Origin of the sequence: Microcoleus sp. MON1_C1, from assembly GCF_036701945.1 — a bacterium.
Taxonomy (GTDB): domain Bacteria; phylum Cyanobacteriota; class Cyanobacteriia; order Cyanobacteriales; family Microcoleaceae; genus Microcoleus.
This window is the reverse complement of sequence record NZ_JAUBRO010000005.1, coordinates 143,254-167,811: the sequence shown is the minus strand read 5'-3', so window position 1 is coordinate 167,811 and position 24,558 is coordinate 143,254. Positions and strand designations below refer to the sequence as shown.

24 protein-coding genes are annotated in these 24,558 nt (G+C 45.8%); 10 read left to right on the top strand and 14 right to left on the bottom strand.

Going from position 1 to position 24,558, the window contains the following annotated elements; translation table 11 throughout:
• Nucleotides 1-122: 122 nt before the first annotated feature.
• The 5 genes from QUA62_RS04620 to QUA62_RS04600 form a co-directional block, all read right to left on the bottom strand.
• Nucleotides 123-986: a DUF1822 family protein gene (locus QUA62_RS04620; RefSeq protein ID WP_333402681.1), complete on the bottom strand. Its 864-nt coding sequence runs from the start codon at nucleotides 984-986 to the stop codon at nucleotides 123-125.
• Nucleotides 986-1,942, bottom strand: a complete 957-nt coding sequence (locus QUA62_RS04615; RefSeq protein ID WP_333402680.1) for a hypothetical protein — start codon at nucleotides 1,940-1,942, stop codon at nucleotides 986-988. The genes QUA62_RS04620 and QUA62_RS04615 overlap by 1 nt, the downstream gene beginning before the upstream one ends.
• A gap of 294 nt (nucleotides 1,943-2,236) precedes the next feature.
• Nucleotides 2,237-2,446, bottom strand: coding sequence for a CsbD family protein (locus QUA62_RS04610; RefSeq protein WP_333105841.1), 210 nt, complete (start codon nucleotides 2,444-2,446; stop codon nucleotides 2,237-2,239).
• Nucleotides 2,447-2,646: 200 nt separating this feature from the next.
• Nucleotides 2,647-3,474: a PHP domain-containing protein gene (locus tag QUA62_RS04605; protein ID WP_333402679.1), complete on the bottom strand. Its 828-nt coding sequence runs from the start codon at nucleotides 3,472-3,474 to the stop codon at nucleotides 2,647-2,649.
• A gap of 315 nt (nucleotides 3,475-3,789) precedes the next feature.
• The gene (locus QUA62_RS04600; protein ID WP_333402678.1) at nucleotides 3,790-4,071 is read right to left on the bottom strand and encodes a hypothetical protein; all 282 of its coding nucleotides are present in this window, start codon (nucleotides 4,069-4,071) and stop codon (nucleotides 3,790-3,792) included.
• 472 nt (nucleotides 4,072-4,543) lie between these two features.
• Here QUA62_RS04600 and QUA62_RS04595 point away from each other — a divergent pair, with 472 nt between their 5' ends.
• On the top strand, nucleotides 4,544-4,870 hold the full coding sequence (locus QUA62_RS04595; protein ID WP_190661277.1) for a hypothetical protein: 327 nt from the start codon (nucleotides 4,544-4,546) through the stop codon (nucleotides 4,868-4,870).
• Nucleotides 4,871-5,016: 146 nt separating this feature from the next.
• Here QUA62_RS04595 and QUA62_RS04590 read toward each other — a convergent pair whose 3' ends face one another.
• Nucleotides 5,017-5,484: a hypothetical protein gene (locus QUA62_RS04590; RefSeq protein WP_190661274.1), complete on the bottom strand. Its 468-nt coding sequence runs from the start codon at nucleotides 5,482-5,484 to the stop codon at nucleotides 5,017-5,019.
• Between the two features lie 55 nt (nucleotides 5,485-5,539).
• Between QUA62_RS04590 and QUA62_RS04585 the strand changes: the two genes are divergently transcribed.
• Together QUA62_RS04585 and QUA62_RS04580 are read left to right on the top strand one after the other, a co-directional pair.
• A complete protein-coding gene (locus QUA62_RS04585; protein ID WP_333402677.1) occupies nucleotides 5,540-6,160 on the top strand; it encodes a histidine phosphatase family protein in 621 nt (206 codons plus the stop codon).
• Between the two features lie 60 nt (nucleotides 6,161-6,220).
• Nucleotides 6,221-6,592, top strand: coding sequence for a VOC family protein (locus tag QUA62_RS04580; protein WP_333402676.1), 372 nt, complete (start codon nucleotides 6,221-6,223; stop codon nucleotides 6,590-6,592).
• A gap of 189 nt (nucleotides 6,593-6,781) precedes the next feature.
• On the opposite strand, the gene QUA62_RS04575 is transcribed toward QUA62_RS04580, so the two are convergent.
• Both QUA62_RS04575 and QUA62_RS04570 read right to left on the bottom strand, forming a co-directional pair.
• Nucleotides 6,782-7,072 (bottom strand): hypothetical protein, encoded by a 291-nt coding sequence (locus QUA62_RS04575; RefSeq protein ID WP_190733766.1) that lies wholly within the window; start codon nucleotides 7,070-7,072, stop codon nucleotides 6,782-6,784.
• Between the two features lie 42 nt (nucleotides 7,073-7,114).
• Complete coding sequence (locus QUA62_RS04570) at nucleotides 7,115-7,786, bottom strand: phosphoribosyltransferase family protein (protein WP_333402675.1); 672 nt, start codon at nucleotides 7,784-7,786, stop codon at nucleotides 7,115-7,117.
• 192 nt (nucleotides 7,787-7,978) lie between these two features.
• Here QUA62_RS04570 and QUA62_RS04565 point away from each other — a divergent pair, with 192 nt between their 5' ends.
• The gene (locus QUA62_RS04565; RefSeq protein WP_333402674.1) at nucleotides 7,979-8,656 is read left to right on the top strand and encodes a uracil-DNA glycosylase; all 678 of its coding nucleotides are present in this window, start codon (nucleotides 7,979-7,981) and stop codon (nucleotides 8,654-8,656) included.
• A gap of 262 nt (nucleotides 8,657-8,918) precedes the next feature.
• Here QUA62_RS04565 and QUA62_RS04560 read toward each other — a convergent pair whose 3' ends face one another.
• Genes QUA62_RS04560 through tyrS form a run of 3 tightly spaced genes read right to left on the bottom strand, consistent with a single transcriptional unit; the run spans nucleotide 8,919 to nucleotide 11,527 of the window.
• Nucleotides 8,919-9,515, bottom strand: coding sequence for a hypothetical protein (locus QUA62_RS04560; protein ID WP_333402673.1), 597 nt, complete (start codon nucleotides 9,513-9,515; stop codon nucleotides 8,919-8,921).
• A gap of 36 nt (nucleotides 9,516-9,551) precedes the next feature.
• Nucleotides 9,552-10,262, bottom strand: coding sequence for an orotidine-5'-phosphate decarboxylase (pyrF, locus tag QUA62_RS04555; protein WP_333402672.1), 711 nt, complete (start codon nucleotides 10,260-10,262; stop codon nucleotides 9,552-9,554).
• 32 nt (nucleotides 10,263-10,294) lie between these two features.
• A complete protein-coding gene (gene tyrS, locus QUA62_RS04550) occupies nucleotides 10,295-11,527 on the bottom strand; it encodes a tyrosine--tRNA ligase (RefSeq protein ID WP_333402697.1) in 1,233 nt (410 codons plus the stop codon).
• Nucleotides 11,528-11,701: 174 nt separating this feature from the next.
• On the opposite strand from tyrS, the gene QUA62_RS04545 reads away from it, so the two are divergent.
• A complete protein-coding gene (locus QUA62_RS04545) occupies nucleotides 11,702-13,621 on the top strand; it encodes a transglycosylase domain-containing protein (RefSeq protein WP_333289081.1) in 1,920 nt (639 codons plus the stop codon).
• Between the two features lie 126 nt (nucleotides 13,622-13,747).
• Here QUA62_RS04545 and QUA62_RS04540 read toward each other — a convergent pair whose 3' ends face one another.
• The 3 genes from QUA62_RS04540 to QUA62_RS04530 form a co-directional block, all read right to left on the bottom strand.
• Nucleotides 13,748-14,071: a DUF1825 family protein gene (locus QUA62_RS04540; RefSeq protein ID WP_190661255.1), complete on the bottom strand. Its 324-nt coding sequence runs from the start codon at nucleotides 14,069-14,071 to the stop codon at nucleotides 13,748-13,750.
• Between the two features lie 245 nt (nucleotides 14,072-14,316).
• Nucleotides 14,317-14,910, bottom strand: a complete 594-nt coding sequence (lepB, locus tag QUA62_RS04535) for a signal peptidase I (RefSeq protein WP_190661253.1) — start codon at nucleotides 14,908-14,910, stop codon at nucleotides 14,317-14,319.
• 398 nt (nucleotides 14,911-15,308) lie between these two features.
• On the bottom strand, nucleotides 15,309-17,786 hold the full coding sequence (locus tag QUA62_RS04530) for an ATP-dependent Clp protease ATP-binding subunit (RefSeq protein ID WP_006632591.1): 2,478 nt from the start codon (nucleotides 17,784-17,786) through the stop codon (nucleotides 15,309-15,311).
• A gap of 846 nt (nucleotides 17,787-18,632) precedes the next feature.
• Between QUA62_RS04530 and QUA62_RS04525 the strand changes: the two genes are divergently transcribed.
• The 5 genes from QUA62_RS04525 to QUA62_RS04505 all read left to right on the top strand — a co-directional run bounded on the left by QUA62_RS04525 (nucleotide 18,633) and on the right by QUA62_RS04505 (nucleotide 24,501).
• Nucleotides 18,633-18,914 carry a phosphoglycerate mutase family protein gene (locus QUA62_RS04525; RefSeq protein ID WP_333402671.1) on the top strand — a complete coding sequence of 94 codons (282 nt, stop codon included), beginning with the start codon at nucleotides 18,633-18,635 and terminating at the stop codon, nucleotides 18,912-18,914.
• Nucleotides 18,915-19,421: 507 nt separating this feature from the next.
• Nucleotides 19,422-20,816, top strand: a complete 1,395-nt coding sequence (locus QUA62_RS04520) for a hypothetical protein (protein ID WP_333402670.1) — start codon at nucleotides 19,422-19,424, stop codon at nucleotides 20,814-20,816.
• Nucleotides 20,817-20,975: 159 nt separating this feature from the next.
• Complete coding sequence (locus tag QUA62_RS04515) at nucleotides 20,976-21,917, top strand: bestrophin family ion channel (RefSeq protein WP_333402669.1); 942 nt, start codon at nucleotides 20,976-20,978, stop codon at nucleotides 21,915-21,917.
• A 213-nt stretch (nucleotides 21,918-22,130) separates the two neighbouring features.
• Nucleotides 22,131-22,448, top strand: a complete 318-nt coding sequence (locus tag QUA62_RS04510; RefSeq protein WP_333402668.1) for a hypothetical protein — start codon at nucleotides 22,131-22,133, stop codon at nucleotides 22,446-22,448.
• Nucleotides 22,449-22,581: 133 nt separating this feature from the next.
• A complete protein-coding gene (locus QUA62_RS04505; protein WP_333402667.1) occupies nucleotides 22,582-24,501 on the top strand; it encodes a globin domain-containing protein in 1,920 nt (639 codons plus the stop codon).
• Nucleotides 24,502-24,558 lie beyond the last annotated feature (57 nt).

The window sequence follows — 24,558 nt, the reverse complement described above, 5'->3', positions numbered from 1 at the left end:
TTTTCGTATTGATGGCGGGGACGGGGCGGGTTTTTTAGATTGTTGATTTTTATCAGATATGGTTAGTGAACCCGCCCCTACAAGTCATGGAAATTTATCCAGATTTCTGGGAGATTGCCGATTTATGACAAGGCAAAATCATCACCATCTCCCCAAATCTCAGCTAACTTCTCCAACAAATCTTCAGCAATCAGATTCAGTTCCGCTTTCACATCCTCCTCAATATCTGAAGCTTTCTCAACAGGTGAAGATTTATCAGGAGAGAAAGATATATCTCTATTTCCCAAACCTCCACTGCTAGAACCACTTCCCGCTAAAGCCTTCCCCCCTTCATATCCCCAGTCAGATTTCTCACTACTGTGCAAAACTTTATTCAAAATTGCCACTATTTCAGAAATAGATTTGTTTTGCAAACTCTCCCGAACTTGTGCTTGTACGGGGTCATCTTCTCCCAAATCAGATAGCAACTCTTCAATTTCACCTTGCAACAGCGGAATTGCCAACTCAATCCGATCCAAATAATCCCACAATTCCTCAACTGGTTTGAGATTAGTTAGAGAAATTTCTTCAGTTTCATCCAGAATTTCCACAGCCGGAATAAAGCCCAAAAGTTTCACCTTATCGAAAGGTTCGGCAAACTGAACAGCGATATAAGCAATGCGATTTTCCCGCACTTCCGGCAGAGAAATCGCCGATTCTCCGAGCTGAACCGGACAGCATTCTATCTTGCCAATCCCCGGCAAAACCAAATCGCCCACATCCACAACCGCCCGCATTGCTGGATTCCAACTATCACCGCCATCAATATCGGTTTCCATTTCCATCCATTCCAAGAAATAGTTAACCGCCCAAACCGCCAGGGTATTGAAATAAACCCGCTTGCCTTTTTGCGGATTAGCTTGCTCTGAAGCAAATTGCAGAGCCAAATTGCGGGCAGTTTGCTCCAGAGGAATTTCTAACAAATAAGTATCTCTGCTATTCACCATTATTCCTCGGGTTGATATCCAAACTTAAGTGCAATCTCTTTGACGAGAGCCAAACCTGTTCTTTTCCAGTGAGAGTTGAGAGTTTGATAGTCAATGTTTAACTCTCTGGCAATTTTAGACAATTTATCTGGAGGGTCTTGCAACAGCAATCGCAGTGCGAGTACGTGAGAATTGGCATCCGGTCGAGGGCGGCGATTTTCGGGATTATTTGGCTTCTTCTTATCTATTTTTTCATTGGGATAACTGTTTCGCAGTTCTCCCATCGGATCGTCTTCAATACACTGCCATAGTTTGCGGCCGATGCGCTGCTTATTTTGAGCTTGTTCTCTCTCGATGAGTTGCTCAATTCCATTTTTCGTGGTATGGTCTATCGGTTCTTGAGCCTCAAATTTTTCACCTCGGTTGCTCGTAATCGGAGCATCAAAACTAACACTAAAAATCTGTTGCTGCATCCGGCGATATTGCTCATAGACTTTGTTCTTGAGAGTTTTATTGAACCGCTGAACCACTCGGGTTCGCAACACATCAGCAGCGAGATTGTCGAGGTCAATTCCCCTCAAAAATGCCGAAAGCGTTTTGAGAAAACCGCAATAAGCTTCCTGCATCATTTCCTCTAAATCAATATTAGGATAAGGATGCTTGCGAATTCCGGGCAAATGGGGAATGAGTTGGCACAATTGATTTTTGAGTCTTTCTTGTTCCTTACTACCCTCTTGCGAGCCTTTCAAGAGTTGTAGAAGTTGGCGTAACTGTTCGTCGGTGTTCACAGGCAGGTTCGGATGACATCGAGATAATTCGGTTCTCCCAGGGAAAATAGCGCTGTAACCTGCCAGCAATAACAAAGTCAAGGAAATCGGTTTGAGTTCCCAACCCGTGGGTGGAAGCAACAAGTTGAAACTTGCGGCTACAGGAACTAAACCTGCTAAGGGTTCGACGGGGGTATCATGTCTCGTCATAGTCCAGTTTTTGCGTGTTGATACTCTGATATCGCAGGTTTTGGCGACTTTATGCAGAATTGAGCAAAAATTTTTCGTAAAGGCAATGGGATAAGGACTGAAGTCCTTACTACGAAATTAATCCGGTGTAAAATTAACAATTATAGGGACTTGTCCACTGCGCTTTTGAAGAGATATCGCAGGAGTCACCCAGTTTATGCACATTCCAAAAATAAATCATATCAAACCCTATGGATAGCAAAGGATTTGATATGAAACGAATTCTATTAGCGCGGATTTGGTATAGCGCGGTTTCTACAATTTGTCGATCGACCTTTTGGCTTTATCTGCCAGATTTCTCACCGCATTTTTAGCATCTTCTGCTGCGTGGCGGGCGGCAGCTTCGGCTTGTTTGGCTTTGCCTTCAACCTGGTCTTTTCTGTTGCCGGTGATATTACCGAAAATTTCCTGAGCTTTGCCTTCTAAATTTTTGCCGATCGCCTTCGCTCTGTCTTCTGTACTCATAATAAGCTCCGTTTGGCAAGTTCCTTTAGTAACATTGTAAAATCAACTCCCCTGCAATTGCCTTTAACTTCATATTAATTTATATTCTGCTTGACCTCGGTCTTCTTCTGAAGACTTACTGCGTGCAAATTCCTCCCTCAAAAAGCGAAGGATTCCTTTTTTTTACAAATGTATATGTCAGCAATATTCGCCCTAAAAAACTATTTCAAACTCGCCGCAGCAACTTTAATGGGTTCGAGCAATTCTAACGGCAAATGCAGCATATTTAATTGGGTGCTATCTGCTGCTTTCCTTTCCGGGTCGGGGCCGTGATAATCGCTGCCACCAGTTGCCAGCAAACCGTAATGAAGACACAAATCTTTCAACTTTTGGATTTGGCTGGAACTGTGGCTGGGATGGTATACTTCAACTCCCATTAAACCAGCATCTACTAATTCTTTTAAGACTTCCTCAACAGCGCCGCCGCGAAATAAATAAGGGTGAGCCCAAACTGGTACTGCGCCACAACTCTTCAGTAAATCAATGCCTTCGACGATCGAGAATTTCTCGTAATGAACATAAGCCGGGCCGTCATCTCCCAGCCAGCGATCGAATGCTTCCCGCGATGATTTCGCGTGACCTGCTTTTACCAGCGCAGAGGCAATATGAGGCCGTCCCGGTGCCATTCCTGGGGATGTTTTTGGCAGTTCGATCGCGTATCCCATTGCTGCTAATTTTTCGACCATTTCCTGCGATCGGCGAAACCGTCCTTCCAGGCGATCGTTCAAAGGAACTCGCAACTTATTTGCATCGGGATAAAAACCTAAAATGTGCAGCGATCGGCCGTTGTGAACGGTGCTGAGTTCAAGTCCGGGGACTATTTCGATACCGTGCAAAGCAGCGGCGGCGAAGGCTTCATCCCAACCCGACATCGTATCGTGATCGGTGAGAGCCAAGGCCCGAACCCCCGAGGACGCGGCCGCGGCTACGAGTTCGGCAGGGGTGAGAGTGCCGTCGGAATAAGTAGTGTGACAGTGGAGCTCTAGCATTTTTTCTGGTAAGTTAAAGTCTGTAAAAGCTGCAATTATTCCCCTCACTCATGTGAGATATATCGTCATACTATTTTATATTTTATATTTTATATTTTATATTTTAGATGGGGAATGAGTGATGCTATAAGGGCTTGGAGGTTGTCTACAGTTGCATTTTTTTCGGAACAGGTTTCACGGTCAGCAACATTTTTTCCTCGTTATTTGTAATAACTTGTTGCGCCTTTAATTGGTACATTTATGCTTCTTCCAACTCTGCATGACATGGGTATTCAACCCGCCTTTTCAGTTGAATTTAGATGCGGAACACCTTAACTATTTCTTGATTTCTCGCATTGGGTGAATGACACCCTCTGGCAATTTGGGAGGAACCGGCGATATTTCAATACTTTGTATGTTGTGAACTGGGATAACTACCAGTTTATCTGCCAATTCGAGAATTATCGGGTCTGCAGTCAACATTTTGTGCAGGCGAGTGCCTAAAGTTGCTTGCTCTCCTACTGTTCCCTCTGGCGCAATGAACTGGAAGTGTTGCTGTTTGCCGTTGGTATAGTGGATTGTCAGATCGATAACTCTTTCTTGGTTGGTTGCTTGCATAAATTTTTTTCCCTAACAGTCGATCGGGACTTGGCAAAATTAACAATAAATCAAAACTGGCGATCGCACCACGATTGGAAAGCTCGTTGCAAAGCTTTTGACCAAACCAGGCTGTCGGTACGAAAGTCCGCTTACTGCTAATTTTATCACAAAAACTGTACTGAAAGTTGCCAACTTACCCAGTATAGAATTACCAGTTGCACTGTCTTCGCTCCCCAATGCGCGAGATCCTTGGCCAGCCATATTTGGTCGATCGGGCTTTCTTGTATGCCACTTGGCAAAGTGGCTGTATTTAGCCTGTCTAGCGACTTGACTCAAAGCGGTCTCAAGTCATACAGCAGAGGCATTTGAGCGCTTTGGGTGTCAAGGTTTTTCGAGGTGGGAACTGTGGAGGTTAGGATAGTGGCATTCTGCTGTCACTGACCTAGAGGATTTTTTTATAAATTAATAACATAACATTCAGGTACAGCTTATGAAATCCACACTTTGTTTTCCAGAAACTTCTCTTTACTCTAACGCAGTCACTGTTAATAATAATGTTATTGACTCTTGTATCCTTGCAGCTTGGATTGACTTAGTAGGAGGAGATTTCGAGAGCCTGGGAGGAGATGATTGGCTTCCCTTGTGCGGCGACATTGATGACGGCGAAATTTATCGGGAATGGTTTTTGTGGCAAGACAGCGAAGTGACTCAAGAATGGGAAGCTTACGATCCCATTACTAACTATCGAGTTGTGGCCTCAAGCCGAGAAATGATGATTTCTAAAATCAACCAAATAGAAGATGCCAGAAAAATTTAGGGACTCGGGAGAATGTTAAATTTTGGTTTGCCACTTTAATAATAATTCGGTCAACAAACCCGGTTTCTCTCAAGCATTAAATAAACCGGGTTTTTACGACCCCAACTCTAGGGTTTGGTTGAGTTCCACGGGTCCAAGCTAATCATTTAGGTCGCTACTGCTTTTTGTTTTTCTCGTTCTAATTTGCGCTGCTTCAAGGCTGCCAGATTTTGTTTAATCGTGTCGAGGGCAAATCCAGCCCCCTGCTGTTGGTATAATTCGCTGGCACGGATCAAATCTGCAACGGCCTCCTCATCCGATCGCAAATTTGCACAAGCTAAGCCGCGATTGTGGTAAGCTTCTGCTAAAGTTGAAACTTTTTCTAAAGCGCTGGTAAATTTATCTTTTGCTTTGCGGTACTTTCCTGACTGATAAGCCTCAATTCCTTGTTGAAAATAAACGGAAGCTTTACTGCCGCTGTCGGTATCGGGAAATTCTGGGTAAGTTAAAATTGGTTCTTTAAAGAGTACAGAAATGCTGCCCTTGCCGAAGTAAGCCCAAGTCATTGTTCCCAACCCAATCCCCAGCACGAGGGCAATAATGACAGACAGAGCAATAAAATTGGTGAGTTCCATAGAGCAATATTTGTTGTATTATAATATGATAAGATAATTTCTAAGTTCTGGAACAATGGCTGCGCGGATTGACCTCAACTGGAAATGGTTTTTCGGATCGCTAGCTTTAGTATTGTCGATCGGCTTAATGATTGCAACGGCAAGTTCTGACGCAGCAACTAACGCGCAAACTCAAGCAGGGTGGCAATTGTTGCAGCGGGGGGAGACGGGGTTGGTGGTAGCAATGCGACACGCGATCGCCCCAGGTACGGGAGATCCTGCTAACTTTAAGTTGGGTGACTGTTCCACCCAGCGCAATTTATCAGCACAGGGAAGAACCCAAGCCAAGCAAATGGGAGCAGAATTTCGCAACCGCAACATCAAAGTTGCCAGAGTTTTATCCAGTCAGTGGTGTAGGTGTTTGGAAACAGCAAAACTGATAAATATAGGCAAAGTCGAACCGTTCCCAGCGCTGAACTCGTTCTTTAGCGACAGCAGCACAGAAGCCAGACAAACAGCGACAATCCGCAAATTAATTGTTGACAACCGCAACACTAAAGGCGCGGTTATTATGGTAACTCATCAAGTAAATATTACCGCGATTACTGATATTGTACCGCAAAGTGGCGAAGCTGTGATTATCAAAAGCGATCGACAAGGTAAAATCGAAATAGTCGGACGAATTGGAGGATTTTAAATAGATAGAAAGTTATAATATTATCAATTTTCCATTACCAATTCGCCATTACCAATTTATATGAGTTTCCAATACAGCGCCGCCCTAGTGACTTTAGCCGACCTTGATAAGGAAGTTCTCGTTAAATTTTACACCAAATTTCTCGACATAGAACCAAACCCTTATATTCCCAATACCTATGCTGAATTTCAACTCCCCGGCTTAAGACTCGGCATATTCAAACCAAAAGATTCCCACAAATCGGAATTTGCAAATCGAGCCAAAACAGGCATCAGTTTGTGTTTGGAAGTCAGCGATATCGAAACTGCGATCGCCAGAATTTGGGCTTTAGGTTATCCGCCCAACGGAGAAATTATCAAAGCTTCTCACGGTCTAGAAATCTATGCCTTCGATCCTGCCGGGAACCGCATAATTTTACATCAATCCCATTAGAATGTAGGATGATGGCTAATGATTTGTGAACCCTCGATCTTTCCTTCGCGTCCTTCGCGTCTTCGCGGTTCGTTCAAAAAAACATCTAGTTCACAACCCGCTGAGGATTGCTATATAAGTTATGCAATTGCTTCACCACCTTCGCAATCACATTGTCAAACCCGCGTCTACAAATCAAAACAGCCTTAACTATCTAATCAGTTCAGCAAAACTATAAAAACTGATGATTAATAACAGCAATGCTGTCAGGTGAGTTAGTTGAAATTGAGGCCGTGGGCCGAGGGATTCCCGCACCAAAATTGAAAAAGACGAACCAATTATATAACTCAGAGACAGCGTTAAATACTGCCACTGCAATGTTACACTCCACAGCCCGAGCAAAATCATCGCCAAAGTTAACATTACCAGCTCAACAAAGCGAGGCGGATTGTGCTGAGTAGACAGAATCAAAGTGTCCAACCAATATTGCCAAGGTCTCATGTTTTAGCGATCGAGCTTTTAGATTTAGCCTTCTAGCTTAACCTACGATCGCCATTCAGTTTGTTGCTGCAAACACCTTAAAGCCTCCGCAGTCTCAACCTGCGGAAATTGCCCATAAAAGCGACTGACACTGTAAAAAGGGTGAGGAGTCTCCAGAACGATCAACTTATCGCCCATCTGGGCCAAAAATCCCATCAAATCTGCCGGGGCGACAGGCGCGCAAATCCACAAAGCCATCGGTTGCTGCGACTCCAAAGCCTTAGCCGCCACAGCCATCGTCATCCCCGTAGCAATGCCGTCATCTACCAAAATCGCCAAAGCCCCCGCCGCGCTGATATTTGGGCGCCCCGGAGACAAATCTGCCAGCAGAGATTGAGCATTATTTTGAGCCCGGGGCAGGGCGGATTTTTGCAAGCGCCAATTCAGCAGCTTTTGCTTTTCCCAGAGGACGTGACCGTCAGCCGTTGCAGCCCCGATCGCCAATTCTAAATTATCTGGGCGAGTAATTTTCTTGGCGACAACCACATCCAAAGGACAGCCCAAGCGACGCGCAATCGGCACAGCAACGGGCAAACCCCCACGCGGCAAGGCGTAAACAATCGGTTTCACCGCCTTCTGTGCCGTTAAATTCAACTTGCCGAGCTCGCCCACAACTGCCTCGGCCAGTTTTTCGCCTGCATCGGCGCGATCGTCAAAAAACGGGTTAGAGAACATATTTTTGCCTGTACGAGCTCAACCAAAAAATTGGAGATTGTGCCAGTGTTAATTGGAGATTGTGCGTGAAGCGTAGCTATCCCGTAGGGAATCGACAGCATCCCATACCAGCATCTAGCCAATCTCAAATCACCAAACCCGATCTAAACTATAAACTCTAGACTCCAAAATCTCTCCCTAATTGTAAAATGTATGTCCAGCGACTTGCAACTCAGCCTTTTTGACAACAATCAAAGTGCCACTTTTCAAACAGACTCAATACCAGCAAATGCCAAAATTCCCATCCCTCCCGGCACTTATCAAAATATGGAACAAATCGGCGAGCACTGCAACCGCTGCTACCGCTGCGAATTGGGCAATACGCGCACTCACGCTGTCATCGGGCGCGGCAATCCTCAAGCCTCAATTTTGATTGTAGGAGAAGCGCCCGGACAAAACGAAGATGAAACGGGATTGCCCTTCGTCGGGCGATCGGGCAAACTGTTAGATAAGATTTTAGAATCCGTGGGATTGAGTGCAGAAACCGACGTATTCATTGCCAACGTCATCAAATGTCGCCCTCCCAACAACCGCCCTCCGACAGCAAAAGAAATCGAAGCTTGCAAACCATACTTGCTCGAACAAATTCGCATCTTAGACCCCAAAATTATTTTATTAACCGGTGCAACAGCCCTCAAAGGTTTGCTAAGCGACAAGCGGCCCATTAGTAAAATCAGAGGTCAATGGATTGAATGGGAAAATCGTTTGTGTATGCCAATTTTCCACCCATCTTACTTGCTGCGAAACCCCTCCCGAGAACCCGAGACTCCGAAATGGTATATGTGGCAAGATATGCAAACTATTAAGGCTAAATTGGATGAATTAAAATAGCCATTCTAATATTTTTTTGTTTGTGCTTTGTATGGGCGGGTTTCACGAACAATAATTGCCTAAAACCGATAATCTCGTAAACCCGCCCCCACGGTAAATCGCTCAACCGAAAATTCGTGGATTTTCTTATACCTCTGTCAGGAACAGGCATCTTGCCTGTTCCACAATAAAATTATTTTCTATCAGGAACAGGCAAGATGCCTGTTCCACAATAAACAATATTTCATGTGGGGTGGGCGTCTCGCCCGCCCAAAAATACCATTTAGTTGCGGGACAACTTATTTTTTGCCTGACAATCGCGCAACCACAAACGAATAGCTTCAGCAATTTCGCTTTCACTATCTTGACCTAATAAAGGACGAATATTCGCCGCATTACCAAACCGAGAAACGATTTTTGCCAACTCCCAGCCGTTCTCCGTTTTAGTTAAAAACAGCCAATGATATTGCTGAATTTCGACTGGTTTTTCCCCGCGATACTGCCGTTCCAAAGTAGTAATGAAAACTTGACTGGCATTTTCAGGAAGTGCATCTTCAAAATTTAAAGGTAGCGGTTCAAACTCCGGGCGACCCGCTAAAATTATTTGAGGCAGCGCGTAACCGGACGGTGTGTTTTTGTTAGGAGAAAAGTGCGATCGCACAATTACGCGATTAGCATAACTCGGCAAATCTTGCAACAGGCGAGCGACCAAAGTTTCTAAATTAGCGGGACAGGGCGATCGCACTAACAAACCATACCGACTTGCATTGATACTCTTAGCATGATTGGTCACAAAATTAACTGCCAAAGTCGGAGTTGCAACCGCAGATATCAGCAGATAAACACAGATAAACGCTGATGAAATTTTCTCTGTGTTCATCTGTATTTACCTGCGGTTTAAAAAACATTCATATTGTTATTCAATCTCTTCACAAATACGCGCAAAAGCCGCCACCGGATCGTCTGCAGCAGTAATCGGCCGCCCAATCACCAGATAATCCGCACCAGCTTTCAAAGCCGCCTTTGGAGTCATCGATCGCTTTTGATCCCCTCCCTCAGCCCATTTTGGACGCACACCGGGACAAACTAACAGAAAATCATCCCCGCAACTCATTCTTAACTGTTCCACTTCTTGCGGAGAACAAACAGCCCCAGCTAAACCCGTTTCCTTAGCCAACAATGCCATGTGCAAAGCATATTCTGGCAACTCCAAAGGTATTTTCAACTCAAAAGCCAACTGTCGCGAATTCAAACTCGTCAATAGAGTAATTGCAATCAACTTAGGACTCGGTTTATCCACAGCCGCCGCCCCTTCAGTCAAAGCCAACTGTGCCGCTTTCAAAGCATCTTTACCACAAGTAGAATGGATAGTCAATAAATCCACATTATACTTAGCAGCAGCCCGACAAGCACCAGCTACAGTATTCGGGATATCGTGAAACTTCAAATCGAGAAAAATCCGCTTTTCCCGCTGTTTTAAAATTTCCAAAATCCCCGGCCCGGAGCTCACAAACAGTTCCAAACCCACTTTCCAAAAAGATACTTGCGGGAGTTTGTCCAGAAGTGCGATCGCCTCTTCTTGACTGGAAACATCCAAAGCAACAATAATTCGATTATCAGCGTTCATCTTCAGTATTCATCTGCGGTTAAAAAAGAGATTCAAGACACCAAACGAACAAACTTATTCTTGCCAACCTGCAAAACCTTACCGCATAAATCAGCAGGTGATTCAAAAGTAAGGTTAACATCAGAAACCCGATCGCCCTCCAACTTCACCCCGCCGCCTTGCATCAACTTCCTGGCATCACCGCTGCTTTTACAAAGCCCGCTAGCACTCAGAATATAAAACAACTTAGCCGGAAACTGGACGTTTGCCAAAGAAAACTCGGGTACTGCATCAGCTTGTCCAGCAGCACCTTTAACCAGCGCCATTGCATCTTGTTGTGCGCGATCGGCCGCTTCCTTCCCCCGATACTGGCGCACCACATCCACAGCCAAAAGTTTCTGTTTTTCTCGCGGATTTTCTGGCAATTCATCAAGCGGCAAATCTGTCAATAGTTCAAAATACTGGGCGATCGAACTATCAGCAATTTTCTCCAACTTAGAATACATAGTCAGCGGGTCTTCCGACAAACCCACATAATTGCCCAAAGATTTCGACATCTTTTGCACCCCGTCAGTCCCGATCAAAATCGGCATCAGCAAACCAAACTGCGGTTTCATCCCAAAATGGCGCTGCAAATCTCTGCCCACCGCAATATTAAACTTTTGGTCGGTTCCCCCCAACTCCACATCCGCTTCCAAAGCCACCGAGTCGTAACCCTGCATGAGTGGATACAGAAACTCATGCAGATAAATCGCATTCTCCTGCTGCATCCGATTATCAAATCCCTCTTTAGCGAGCATCTGCTGCACCGTCATGGTTCCCAGCAGTTCCAAAACCTTCGCCAAGTCCAATTTTGACAACCACTCGGAGTTATAGCGAATTTCCAAACGTCCTGGTGTGTCAAAATCTAGAATCGGACGCACTTGGTCTAAATAAGTCTTGGCATTTTCCGCCACTTGTTCGGCCGTCAACTGGGTTCGCATCTCGGATTTCCCTGTCGGATCGCCAATTCTTGCGGTAAAATCTCCGATCAGCAGTACGGCTGTGTGACCGGCATCCTGAAAAGCGCGCAGCTTGCGGACGCAAATGCTGTGGCCCAAGTGAATGTCACTCCCTGTCGGGTCAATTCCCAGTTTGACTCGCAAGGGTCGATCGACTTTTGCCAGCAGTTGGGCTAAATTTTCGTCAGGGTTGCTAGAATCAGGTCGATCTGGAAAAATCTCGCTGACGCCGCGGTAAAGCGCTGAAAGGTTAGGAGTTATCATCGGGGAGCGATCGTCCATCATATTTTGCCAAAGTGCAGCAGAATTAGTTACACTCACTGGTTGACGAATAAAAACATAACTATCAAGCTACTATAATCCCAAAGCTGACCGGCTTTCATTAGCTGACAGTCTCTAGGGTTCGCATCTAAAATTAAAAGTCTTAAACCCCAAATCGAGTGAGGAAGTGAAATCCACGTGTCAACCAACGCAGTCCGCAATAACACGGAAAACTCAGCCCCCGTATTCGAGTTTGTTCAGTCAGTCAGTAAAGTGACCGCCGGAACCATACTCAGCATGACAATGCTTGCCAGTTCCGTAGTCGCTGGTGGACTGGTTGGCTTAGCGATCAGCTTCCGCAATTTGCCAGATGTTCGGATCTTGCAAACCTACTCTCCCACAGAAACTACCCACATTTACGACATCAACGGCAAGCCCCTAGCCAGCATCCACGACGAAGCCAACCGGGATGTCGTACCCCTTAACCAAATCTCCCCGAACCTGAAACGAGCCGTTCTGGCGATCGAAGATAGCAACTTCTTCACCCACAAAGGCATCAACCCCGGCGGGATAGCCCGAGCTCTCATAGTCAACCTAGAGAAAGGTCGAACCGTGGAAGGCGGCTCGACTATGACTATGCAGCTAGTCAAGAACCTGTTTCTTTCTCCCCAGTCAAAATTTAGTCGCAAGGTAGCTGAAGCGGTAATGTCTATCCGCTTGGAGCAAATTCTCAACAAAGACCAAATTCTGCAACTATACCTGAATCAAATCTACTTAGGTCACAACTTGTACGGCGTAGAGACAGCCTCTCGAAGCTATTTCAACAAGTCAGCAAGTAATTTGACTCTTTCAGAAGCAGCGATGCTGGCCGGCTTAATTTCTGCCCCCGAAGAATTCAGTCCTTTCGTCAATTACAAGTTGGCAAAAGAGCGGCAGGAAATCGTTTTAAACCGCATGAAGGATCTTAAATGGATTACGCCGGCCCAAGAGACTGCGGCCCGCCGGGAAAAAATTAAGCTAGGCAAAATTACCTCTTTTGGCGGCTCTCAAGTTCCTTACGTAACACAAGCCGTAGTACAGGAACTGACTAGGCGTTTCGGGCGAGATGCCGTGGTTAAGGGAGGAATGCGCGTTCAAACCACGATCGACCTCAAAATGCAGCGCATAGCCGAAGAAACAGTCAAAGCGTGGCACACTCGGCTTTACTACCAAGGGCTGTTTTACGATCGCGACGAAGGTCAAATTGCCCTAGCCGCCGTCGATCCCCGCACCCACTTCGTCAAAGCAATGGTGGGCGGCGTCGATTACGAAAAGAGTCAGTTTAACCGCGCCATTCAAGCACGCCGCCAGCCCGGATCTTCTTTTAAACCTTTTATCTACTACGCTGCCTTTGCTAGCGGCAAATACGGCCCGGATTCAGTTGTCTACGACTCCCCTGTCGGCTACCGCGACGGCGACGGCTACTACTACCCTCAAAACTACGGTGGCGGCTTCTCCGGTGCCGTCAGCATCCGCAGAGCTTTGGAAGTATCTCTGAACATTCCCGCCGTCAAGCTTGGCCAAGAAGTCGGATTGAATAAAGTGATTGAGATTTGCCGCGTACTCGGCATCAGAAGTCCGATGGAACCGGTGGTTTCTTTGCCCTTGGGTGCCGTTGACCTCACTCCTTTAGAAATGGCCGGAGCTTTTGCTACCTTCGCCAACAACGGCTGGCATTCTGACACCACGTTTATCGTGCAAGTAACTGACAGCAGCGGCAACGTCTTGCTCGACAATACGCCTAAACCCAAATTAGTTCTCAATTCCTGGGCTGCGGCATCTGTCAACAGCGCCCTGCAAGGGGTAATTACCAGCGGAACGGCAAGGGCGGCTCAACTTGGGCGGCCGGCTGCTGGGAAAACTGGTACAACTTCTTCAGAACGGGATATCTGGTTTGTGGGTTACGTACCGCAGTTGTCCGTGGCTGTTTGGATGGGCAACGACAATTATAGACCGATGAGCTACGGTGCTACTGGTGGTACTATTGTCGCCCCTGTTTGGCGTGATTTTATGAGCCAAGCTTTGGAAGGTGTTCCCGCAGAAAGTTTCAAACCTCCTTCATCTTTTGAGCGGCCTTAATTATCAGTCATTAGTCATTGGGCATTGGGCATTGGGCATTGGGAATACTTTCTTTTTCTTCCTTCTTCCCTCTTCCTTCTTCCCTCTTCCTTCTTCCCTCTTCCTTCTTCCTTCTTCCTTCTGACACTAAGACTGTTTTTCCAGCTCAGATTTCATCCGCTCCAGCGTTGAGTTCATTTGATCGAACATCTGCTGGGGCGTGATGCCAAATTGATTGAGCTGTGTTTTTAACTGCTCTACAGTCATCTGAGCCATGAAGTCCTCAGACAGCTCGAAGCGCTTCATAAAAATACGGTAGCGCTCCATCATTGATTCCATCTGAGCGATGAACATTTTCTTGCCTTCGCGATCGAATTTCCCGTAATTGCCACCTAGTTTGATGAGAGATTGATAGTCTTCAAACAACAGCTTGGCTTCTTGCTGAACAATTTCTGAATCAAAAAATCCCATAGCTTTCCTAATTTTTTAATATTCTACTAATTTTGATCTAGGCGAGAAATCCCGGTGCTTTTTGTACCATTTTATCAGTTGCCGGAGGAAGTCCCTACCCCTTAAGGCACAAGAATAAGTAGAAATTTCCGTACAGGATTACGCATGGGAATGGGGCGTTGGGCATTGGGCATTGGAAATGGGGCATGGGGCTTGCGATGACAACAGTCAACAGTCAACTGTCAACAGTCAACTGTCAACTGACTTCAAACTTCCCCGATGCGTTCTAGAGGCCAAAACCGCACTACAGCGCGGCCAATGATGTTCTGCTTAGGTAAAAATCCCCACCTGCTGGAGTCGTTGCTGTTGTTGCGGTTGTCTCCCATCACAAAGTATTCATTTTCTGGGACGCGAAAAGGTCCCCACTGATATTTAGGAGGTTCGGCAATATATTTTTCAACGAGGGGTTGGTCGTTGAGATAAACTAAACCTTTTTTAACGGCGACGGTTTGACCCGGTAAGCCAATTATCCGCTTGATGAATGCTTGGTCTTGGGTAAAGCCTTCTTCTTGCAACTTTTCCGGGGGAGTAAATACTACGATGTCGCCAGTTTTTGGAGGTTCGAGGTAGTAGGAGATTTTTTCGACTACGACGCGATCGCCCACGTGCAAAGTGGGTACCATAGAATCTGAGGGTATGTAGCGCGGTTCGGCGACCATGGCTCGAATTACTATTGCTAAACTCAAAGCAATAATCACTATCTGAAGATTTTCTCGCTGCGACTTCCACGCTTTCTGCCACCAGCTTTCAGGCGGATTTTCTGCTACTTGTGTACCCAACTTATTTTTTTCAGATGTCATGAAAGTCCTCGCTAAATAGTTGCCATTAATTATCTGATTAAGCTCGCTCAGCATTTAAATTGCATCTCAAAAAATAATCAAACCCTGAGCGGGCTGGGCACGCGAACCCGCCCAAAATATACAATTTAAATGCAGTACAGCTTACCATTGAAGTATGTCACTGTTAATTACTAGACGTGCAGTGCAGGCATTCGCAAACAATCTTGAAAAGCATCTGCGTTGCATCTGTGGTTTCCCTATCAATCAAAGATTTATGCAATAAGTCTTTGATTGATATTAACTCATAAAAAAGGCAGAGAATTTAAATTCTCTACCTTTTTTATGTGAGGATTTTGAGTTGTTTGCGACTGCGAGATGGGTTATTTCCAAACTTTACTCGCGATCGCACTTACTCAATCTTACTCAGCGCCTTGGGGCAGCAATTCCCGCTTTTGACCTTGCAGCACCTTAACAATTCCGTCCTCGCCCACATCGACAACAGCGGTGTCGCCGTCTTTGATGCGGCCAGAAAGGATTTCCTCAGCCAAACTGTCTTCCAGCAAGCGCATGATCGCGCGGCGCAGGGGTCGAGCTCCGTAGCTGGGGTTGTAGCCTTCTTCTACCAGCCGTTCTTTGAATTTTTCGGTCACTTCTAGGGTGATTCCCTGTTCTGTCAAACGACCGAACACTTCTTTGAGCATTATGACCGCGATTTCCTTGACCTCTTCCTTGTTCAACTGACGGAAGACGATAATTTCGTCGAGTCGGTTGAGGAATTCGGGGCGGAAGTAGTTTTTGAGTTCTTCGTTAACCAAAGAACGAATGCGGTTGTAATTAGCATCGGCTTGGTTGTCGCTGAACTCGAAGCCGAGGCCGCCGCCGCCTTTTTCAATCACCTTAGAACCGATGTTTGAGGTCATAATCAGCAGCGTATTTTTGAAGTCTACGGTGCGACCTTTGGCATCTGTTAAGCGGCCGTCTTCCAATATTTGCAGGAGCATATTGAAGACATCGGGGTGGGCTTTTTCGATTTCGTCGAACAGCACGACGGTGTAAGGACGGCGGCGGACTGCTTCTGTGAGTTGGCCGCCTTCGTTGTAGCCGACGTAGCCTGGAGGAGAACCGATGAGTTTGGAGACGGTGTGCCGTTCCATGTACTCCGACATATCCAGCCGAATCATCGCGTCTTCGGAACCGAAGAAGTAGCCGGCTAGGGCTTTGGTGAGTTCGGTTTTGCCGACGCCGGTGGGCCCGGAGAAGATGAAACTGGCGATCGGGCGGTTGGGATTTTTCAAGCCGACGCGAGCGCGGCGGATGGCGCGGGAAACGGCTTTCACTGCTTCTTCCTGACCGATCAAGCGCTGGTGCAAGGTATCTTCCATGTGCAGCAGCTTTTCGGATTCGGATTCGGTCAGTTTGTTTACCGGTACACCCGTCCAGCTTGCCACGATTTGAGCGATATCTTCTTCGGTGACTACTGGCGATGGGTCGGTTTCGCCTGTGCGGGCCGAGTCGGTTTTTTTGGCTTGGGAAATAGCGCGAATTTCGGCTTTGATGGTCATTTCCCGATCGCGCAATTCGCCTGCTTTGTCAAAGTCTTGAGAACGAACCGCTTCGTCTTTATCTTTGAGGACTTGGCGGAGTTCTTTGTCAAGTTCTTTGGCTGCGGGGGGCAGTTGGGAGTTGATCAGGCGGACTCTAGAACCAGCTTCGTCTACCAAGTCAATTGCTTTGTCTGGGAGGAAGCGATCGGAGATGTATCGGTGAGAGAGTTTGGCTGCTGCTTCGAGGGCTGTATCCAAGATTTTCAGCTTGTGGTGCTGTTCGTAGCGTTCTCGCAAGCCGAAGAGAATCTCGATCGTCTCGTCAACGGTGGGTTCGCCGACCATGACGGGCTGGAAGCGCCGTTCTAGGGCTGCGTCGCGCTCGATGTGCTTGCGGTACTCGTCGAGGGTGGTGGCGCCGATGCACTGGAGCTCGCCTCTTGCCAAAGCCGGCTTGAGGATGTTCGCTGCGTCGATCGCCCCTTCAGCAGCACCTGCACCGATCAAAGTGTGCACTTCGTCAATCACCAAAATCACGTTACCCGCCGTGCGGATTTCGTCCATGATTTTTTTGAGGCGTTCTTCAAATTCGCCCCGGTATTTGGTACCGGCGACGAGCAAGCCGATGTCGAGGGTGACGACGCGCTTTTCTTCAAGGATGTCTGGGATGTCGTTGTTAGCGATGCGCTGGGCCAGGCCTTCGGCGATCGCGGTTTTGCCGACTCCGGGTTCGCCAATTAGCACCGGGTTATTTTTGGTGCGGCGACCGAGGATTTGAATTACCCGTTCGATTTCTTTTTGGCGTCCGACTACTGGGTCTAGTTTGCCATCGACCGCCATTTGAGTGAGGTTGGCTCCAAATTCGTCGAGGGTTGGGGTTTTGGTGCGAGCGCCGCCGCCAGTGGCTGCGACTTCTGCGGTTTCTCCCAGCATCCGAATAACTTGGGTACGGACTTTCGACAAGTCTACTCCCAGATTTTCTAAGACTCTAGCCGCTACTCCTTCACCTTCGCGGATCAGGCCCAGCAGCAGGTGTTCGGTGCCGATGTAGTTGTGTCCGAGTTGGCGAGCTTCTTCTAGGGATAGTTCTAGAACCCGCTTGGCGCGGGGGGTGAACGGAATTTCGACTGCTACGAAGCCGGAACCGCGCCCGATGATTTTTTCCACTTCAATCCGAGCGTCTTTCAGGTTGACGCCCATTGATTTGAGGACTTTAGCTGCAACCCCGGTTCCTTCTCCGATCAGACCCAGGAGGATCTGTTCTGTCCCTACGAAGTTGTGACCCAGGCGGCGAGCTTCTTCCTGGGCCAACATGATTACTTTTATTGCTTTTTCTGTGAAGCGTTCAAACATGATTTATTCCCATCACCTGCTGCTATGTGCCCGTTTCGAGGTCACGCTCGCACAACGAGCGTTTGTGTTCGAGTGTTAACTCGTACTGCTTATTCTAGCGCGACACTCCCAACCTATCTGCCGCACTCGGCTGCGGTTGCAGATTCCAGGCTCATGTTGCAGGGTGGCTTTCAACTGGGAAGACCCAAATGGTGGCTGACCTACAACCTCCCCTAGACTGCAAGAAGATTGCTCTTCTCGGCCCGTGCCCAACCTACGACTGCGTATTGATGGATTCTAGCATAATCTTTTTGGCTGTCATGCAGGTGCAAAAGTGATAATTCTCCAAGTACAGGCCGGGTTTTGCACAAAACTTATTAGTTAGATGCACGATCGATCCCCTAAACTCACCCTTAAGCTGGTGCCCATCTCAAGAATCTGTTGGTGTAGGAGAGGGAGAGCGAGCTGGGCTTTCTTTATCTAAAAATATTGCCCCTGATCCGTTGAATATTTGGGTAGTTTTCATGTTGTCAGTTGTGCGATCGCTCCTGAGCAATTAGTGAGTGTTGCTACACTCCGAGGAGTTTGGCTCAGACTATACTCAGCAAGGTTCAAGACCAGGCTTTCGTAGCACAGTGCTTTGGTCGTTAACTCGTCTGACTTAAAAGTCTGAAACTTCAATCGTGGAAAAGAATCTAAATCCTGTTTAAGGCGTACTGAAAGTAAATAATGAACACTAGAAACTTAGATGACCCGGTAGAAAGTACCGAAAATGGATAGATCGAAGTTACAAGTAAATTCCCGGATGCAGCCACAACAACTTCTGCAGCTTCACCAAAAGAATTCAATGCAGAACAGCTAGGACGTGTGTACTTTATTCGGCACGGTGAAAGTACCAGTAACGAACGCAACATTTTTGCAGTAGTTCTGGATGTTGACCTCACATCCTTTGGCATTTTTGCGGGTCGCAACCTAAATTTGCTGCGTCTAGCACTGGGCTACGAAGGGTTCGAGGAAATGTTGCATTCACAGAACAAAGCACCTCCGGCTGGCGAAAAGATTGCCCTAGTTTACTCTCGCCCTGCCCAGTTCTACGAAGACAAAATTGTACCGCACTTGGAACGCGGTGAAACAGTTCTCGCAGTGTGACCTATGGGTTGGTTGCTAACCTTAACGTTGCTCAAATCTAAACTTGGACTCAATAAGCCATCATATCTTTGCTTAGGGTAGGGGTAGTCAAGGCACAAAACCTAGGAAATTTCACAACCGAAAACCAACTCTACCCTTTTATTTACATCTACCGAGGAAACGCTCTCTGGCAAAAATCGCACGTTTGACCAGAAATACTATAGTTGGAATATTAGTCATCGGCAACCTAGAGGTCAACGCTGGAGCGCATTTGATATAGCTAACCGAAGACGATAAGCGCTTAGTCGCCACCGATTACTTCCTTAACCTCGACGACTATGGTAATGTTTATTATCACGGGGATCACAAGATTCCTGTCTGATTGTAATTTTCCGGGCCAGGGTGGGATCTGCTGTTACATCAACAGCTATTGCTCTGACTAACTGGTTAAAATCCCAAGAACATGGAATAAAGACATAATCAAACTAATCAACTTATTACTTTCGGATTACAAAGTGTAGAGAAAAAATGGTAGAAGCTATCAAATTTAATAATCAAACCACCACAACCGATTGGCGACTCACTCCTGGCTACTTGCATGAAGGTCGATCGGATTTTGAATCAGCACATATTTTGTTAGGTCGTTTTTTAGCCGATAGAACCTCAGAAGACCCCTTGGTAGAAAAACAACTATTTGCCAGCGACGGCATTTTTGAGTGGGGACACGCCAAGCCTTTAGAAAAAGTGATTAATTCACAGTCAGAGTTGGAGTTTCTACTGTTGCATCCCAATTTGTTACGCAACTGTATTACTATCATCGAACCGTGGGAACACGTAGGCTTTAACGCTCTTGGCGAAGATGTTCGGGCTTCCAAAAATGTCGCCTACATTGCTCAAAAAGTCGCCGATATGGACTCAGTATTACTACCTGTTTGGTCAACCGGAGTCCTCGATCCAGAAATAGTTGTTCCCGCAATTAACTCTGGTTATGCAGTGGTAGTCGAAGGTGGCGATCCATCAACATACGATGCCTCCACCTGGACAAGTCCGGCCTGTCCGCGAGAGGATATGTTTGCATTAGTGGAAAAATTGCTGATTTCGCGATCGCCCACCAGTGCCCCCGCCATCTTTATCTGTGTAGGACACCAACTAGCTGCTGAATGTCACATCCGACTCATCCGGCGTGCAGTCAAACAAGTCCTCGATATGACATCTTTAGAACGCGATAAGGAGAGTAAAGCACTCAGATCCTTGCAAGAAGTCTGCCAGCGCATCGAAGCAATGGGCAAGACACTCCAAGTCAAAAAGCGTGATGGACGAGTGGTTGCGAATGGCTGGAATGACGAGCATTTTGCCGTGACGCGAAATGAATTAAAAGAAGTTGGCGATCGTGTGTTGTTGCCTTATCAGTCTCCCGACGGCGATGCTTTAGGTATTCCATGGGAAATTATTCATGCTCATGATGTCACAGCCGACAGCCATGAAGGCGTGATTGATACAACAATTCAATATGAAGCAAGAGTATCAATTTCGATGTTTCATTCGGATGAGGTCAACGAAGAAGCAATATTGTTTGCCAACTGGGCTTTCCGCAGTATTCATGACGCTATCGTTCCCTATCGGCACATCATCGCTGGTAGTTCTCTGAGTTGGCTAATACAACTGCCCGACGCCATTGAAGTTCTTTGTTCAACAGCAGAGGAAGATGGTGAAATAGTTACCGAATGTTCAGCAACCTGCATTAACTACAAAGATTTTGAAACTAAGAAAATTCGACGCTCGTTTACTTGCCAGTTCCATCCCGAACTGCTCTCGGATTTGCGCGCGATCGGTAACAGTGAAGCTCCATCATATGCAACATTGAAAAATGATGATGGTGTCCGCTTATTTGTCCGACTGCTGTATGCAGGAATGCAAGAGTAAGGCTGTTAGCTTGCGCCACTACTTGCGTGGCGCAAGCGGTGCTTTTAGGGATGACGATAATCATTAATTTATTATCCGGGAAATACAACTAATCATCTAGTTGACTCATCAAATAAACTTAATGAAATATAGTTGTATTAAAAATAAACTCTGGAAATTATGAAAACAAAAACTCAAAACTGGTTTAGACTTGCTTTCCAGTTCAGAGGCTCAGTTATTTTAGCCATTTATCAACGAGTTATTGGGTTTGGTCTGTTTAGTTTTATTGTTTCCGTACTTTACTATTTCAAACTCCCTGTATCCCAACCTATTTTGGGAAGTATTATTCCCAGCATCGTCTTAGGCTTATTACTGGTTTTCCGAACTAATACCGCTTACGAACGGTTTTGGGAAGGTCGTAGGTTATGGGGAAATTTAGCCAACGACGCCCGTAACATGGTTTGGCAAATTGGGGCAATGATGAACGACATTGAACCAGAAGATCGAGCCAAAAGAATTGCAGTCATTCGCCTCGTAGCTGCTTTCCCTGTAGCGTGTAAATTGTATCTTAGGTCAGAACCTGTAAATAGCGAATTAGAAGAATTGATGTCTCGATCTCAGTATTTGCAGCTAAAAACGATCCACAATCCACCGCTACAGATAGTCTTTTGGATAGCAGATTATCTACAACAGCAGTATCAACGTGGTAACGTTGTCTTACATTACGGTCATGTAGTTTTTCTGCAAACTACTGTGAAAAGTATGATGGAATCTGTAGGACACTGCGAACGCATTTTAAGAACGCCCCTCCCCCTAGCTTATTCCATTCACCTCAAGCAACTGTTATTAATTTACTGCGTGTTATTGCCTTTTCAGCTAGTTAAAGATTTGGGATGGGGGACAGGCATATTTGTTAGTTTGATTACTTTTACGTTACTTGGGATTGAAGAAATTGGTCTTGAAATAGAAAACCCGTTTGGTTACGATACCAACGACTTGCCTCTTGATGCTATTTGCAACACAATCAAATACGACATTGAAGAGTTTATCACTTGTAATCCCCACCTCAACTCTCATGCAGATAAAATTTTCCACGAAGATGGGTATGATAAACACCTGTAACAATTAGATATCTAGAAGAAAAAAATTGAATTGTGAGGTAGTAATATAAATTGGTTAGGACTTACGCACAGACTTTACTTGCAGAGTGCTTAGGTTGCACACTACTATAGATAGTGTAATAATAGAAGGAATGCAGCGTAAGTCCTGTTATTTTAATTTAGCGGTTAAAATAGTTGCGTGAGTGCCTTAAAACTAGCAAGAAGAAAATATCCAATGAAGTTAGACAAGTTTGTACTCGCACAAAATATGGCATTTCTAATAGCCATTCCACCACAAAGTAATTTGGCGAAATTGCTCTCCTTTTGCTTGGCGACAAAAGCTAGACAAAAGACGACCGGAACAGACATCTTAAAAATAACCTGTGACCTAATGGAAAACCCATCTAATTTGCCCTATTGGACTCAAGACGTGATGGGACTCGATTTAGATTACAGCAGCGAAGAGTGGAAAGCTTTAGGAGAAATGGGCATCAACGACGCAGAGGAGTTTATGGCTACCCTGCGGCAAGAGTTGGAAAATTTAAGTTTGTAATATCTGGCCCTAGTGTCAGCAAAGAAACTCTCAGGTTTCAAACACTCTATCAAAAGAATTCATCAGAGCCGAATAGTTAAAAAACCCTGTCTAAAGACAGGGGAGCGTCAACTTTCAAGAGAAAAACAAAAATATGTCTTTAAATGTTGAACTTTTAGAGCAAAGTTTCGAGAAAATCAAACCTCGTGCTGATGAATTTGCCGCTAGCTTCTACGAAAAATTGTTTACAACTCACCCAGAGTTGAAACCGCTATTTGCCACAACTGATATGGCAAAGCAACAGCAAAAGCTGATTAATGCTCTGGTTTTAGTAGTAGAAAATCTCCGCTCTCCAGAGGCTTTAGCGCCAGTTCTCAGCGCACTGGGAGGCAGACACATCGGTTATGGAGTAATTCCCAAATATTACCGTCCAGTTGGAGAAGCACTACTGAGTGCTTTTGAGCAGTATCTCCAGCAAGATTGGACAACCGAAGTAAAGCTGGGGTGGACAGATGCCTACAATGCAATTACTGCTTTGATGTTACAAGGCGCAGGTGTAGAAACTACGCCGGAAGAAGTTCAATTAGAAACAGAGATAATCCCCGAAAAAAAGGTGACTCTAGCAGCTCATCACCAACTAGCATCAGTTCCCGAAAAAGAGCCAGAGTTAGCTGTAGAAATACTGGAAAGCAGTTTCGAGAAAGTCAAACCTCGTGCTGATGAATTTGCCGCTAGCTTCTACGAAAACCTCTTCATCGCTCACCCAGAATTTAAACCGCTGTTTGCCAATATAGAGCTAGAAAAGCAGCAGAAAAAGCTCATAAATGCTTTGGTATTGGTAGTAGAAAATCTCCGCTCTCCCGAGGCTTTAGGGCCAGTTCTCCACGCCTTGGGAGGCAGACACATCGGCTATGGGGTAATTCCCAAATATTATGGGCCAGTTGGAGACGCACTGCTGATGGCTTTTGAGCAGTATCTCCAAGAAGATTGGACTCCCGAAGTAAAGCTGGCGTGGACAGATGCCTACAGAGCAATTACAGGTTTGATGTTAAAAGGCGCAGGTGCAGATTCTTCACCAAAGGTTGTCCCCGATCAAAAAGATGTCACCCACCATCAGCCAAAAGAATCAAAGACACAATTACTGAACGAATCTAAGCCGCTCGCGCCGCCAACCGAGGAACAGAAAAAGCCTTTAGTATCAATTCAGTTGGATGGTGAAATTATCCAAAAAATGCTCTCAAAAATAACTGATAGTTATCAGCAATTTCAGGGTCAATCACTCATTCAGCGCTTGGGTGAAGTTCTCAAAGGAATTTTAGGAAAATTCATTGATATTTTTTGGACACAACCTGCCTGGTTAGTCGCTCTTGTTTCAGCAGTTCTGTTCATCATAATTTATGTGGCGGCGGATGATAATTCTCTAATTGGAGAAATTTTGCAGAGTGTTGATGCTCTTAGTATGGTCGTTGCTTTAATTTTATTCATTAAGGAAGCTCCCGATCGCCGCAAGCAATTTCATTACCAAGCTTGGAGTATAGTTGATGCAGCACACGGCGTAAAAGTTAGCTATGCAAGAATTCTGGCACTCCAAGATTTGAATGAAGATGGTGTTTCTCTGAGAGGCGTAGATGCTATTGGTGCAGAGTTGGTAGCAATCAATCTCCCTAGTGCAAATCTGAGTGAATCCAAATTGAGTGAATCCGACCTCAGTAGTGCCAATCTGAGCCACGCTAACCTGAATAATGCTAACCTCAGTCAGGCTAAATTGAGTGGTGCTAATCTCAGTGATGCCAACCTGAGTTTTGCTCGCTTGACTCAGGTTAATCTCAGTAGTGCCAACCTCAGCGGCGCTAATTTAATTTGTGCGGACTTGAGTAACGCAAATATGAGCGGCGTCAATTTGACGAATGCTAGTTTGAGTGGTGCTAACCTGAAGAGTTCCTACCTAAGTGGTGCAAATCTAAAAGGTGCTAAAGTTAGCATTTCTGACCTGAGTGGTGCTTTGCTCACAGGTGCTGTTATGCCTGATGGGTCGAAGTATAAGTCTCTGGAAGAGGAGGTCAAAAATAAATAAATTGATGGCAGCTTTTTTATGACTTTTTTGTCTGTTTTCTACTAAAATGGTCGTCCC

Coding starts and splice junctions, on each gene's coding strand:
- QUA62_RS04620 (WP_333402681.1), bottom strand. CDS start 986: ATGGTGAATAGCAGAGATACTTATTTGTTAGAAATTCCTCTGGAGCAA.
- QUA62_RS04615 (WP_333402680.1), bottom strand. CDS start 1,942: ATGACGAGACATGATACCCCCGTCGAACCCTTAGCAGGTTTAGTTCCT.
- QUA62_RS04610 (WP_333105841.1), bottom strand. CDS start 2,446: ATGAGTACAGAAGACAGAGCGAAGGCGATCGGCAAAAATTTAGAAGGC.
- QUA62_RS04605 (WP_333402679.1), bottom strand. CDS start 3,474: ATGCTAGAGCTCCACTGTCACACTACTTATTCCGACGGCACTCTCACC.
- QUA62_RS04600 (WP_333402678.1), bottom strand. CDS start 4,071: ATGCAAGCAACCAACCAAGAAAGAGTTATCGATCTGACAATCCACTAT.
- QUA62_RS04595 (WP_190661277.1), top strand. CDS start 4,544: ATGAAATCCACACTTTGTTTTCCAGAAACTTCTCTTTACTCTAACGCA.
- QUA62_RS04590 (WP_190661274.1), bottom strand. CDS start 5,484: ATGGAACTCACCAATTTTATTGCTCTGTCTGTCATTATTGCCCTCGTG.
- QUA62_RS04585 (WP_333402677.1), top strand. CDS start 5,540: ATGGCTGCGCGGATTGACCTCAACTGGAAATGGTTTTTCGGATCGCTA.
- QUA62_RS04580 (WP_333402676.1), top strand. CDS start 6,221: ATGAGTTTCCAATACAGCGCCGCCCTAGTGACTTTAGCCGACCTTGAT.
- QUA62_RS04575 (WP_190733766.1), bottom strand. CDS start 7,072: ATGAGACCTTGGCAATATTGGTTGGACACTTTGATTCTGTCTACTCAG.
- QUA62_RS04570 (WP_333402675.1), bottom strand. CDS start 7,786: ATGTTCTCTAACCCGTTTTTTGACGATCGCGCCGATGCAGGCGAAAAA.
- QUA62_RS04565 (WP_333402674.1), top strand. CDS start 7,979: ATGTCCAGCGACTTGCAACTCAGCCTTTTTGACAACAATCAAAGTGCC.
- QUA62_RS04560 (WP_333402673.1), bottom strand. CDS start 9,515: ATGAACACAGAGAAAATTTCATCAGCGTTTATCTGTGTTTATCTGCTG.
- pyrF (WP_333402672.1), bottom strand. CDS start 10,262: ATGAACGCTGATAATCGAATTATTGTTGCTTTGGATGTTTCCAGTCAA.
- tyrS (WP_333402697.1), bottom strand. CDS start 11,527: ATGATGGACGATCGCTCCCCGATGATAACTCCTAACCTTTCAGCGCTT.
- QUA62_RS04540 (WP_190661255.1), bottom strand. CDS start 14,071: ATGGGATTTTTTGATTCAGAAATTGTTCAGCAAGAAGCCAAGCTGTTG.
- lepB (WP_190661253.1), bottom strand. CDS start 14,910: ATGACATCTGAAAAAAATAAGTTGGGTACACAAGTAGCAGAAAATCCG.
- QUA62_RS04530 (WP_006632591.1), bottom strand. CDS start 17,786: ATGTTTGAACGCTTCACAGAAAAAGCAATAAAAGTAATCATGTTGGCC.
- QUA62_RS04520 (WP_333402670.1), top strand. CDS start 19,422: ATGGTAGAAGCTATCAAATTTAATAATCAAACCACCACAACCGATTGG.
- QUA62_RS04515 (WP_333402669.1), top strand. CDS start 20,976: ATGAAAACAAAAACTCAAAACTGGTTTAGACTTGCTTTCCAGTTCAGA.
- QUA62_RS04510 (WP_333402668.1), top strand. CDS start 22,131: ATGAAGTTAGACAAGTTTGTACTCGCACAAAATATGGCATTTCTAATA.
- QUA62_RS04505 (WP_333402667.1), top strand. CDS start 22,582: ATGTCTTTAAATGTTGAACTTTTAGAGCAAAGTTTCGAGAAAATCAAA.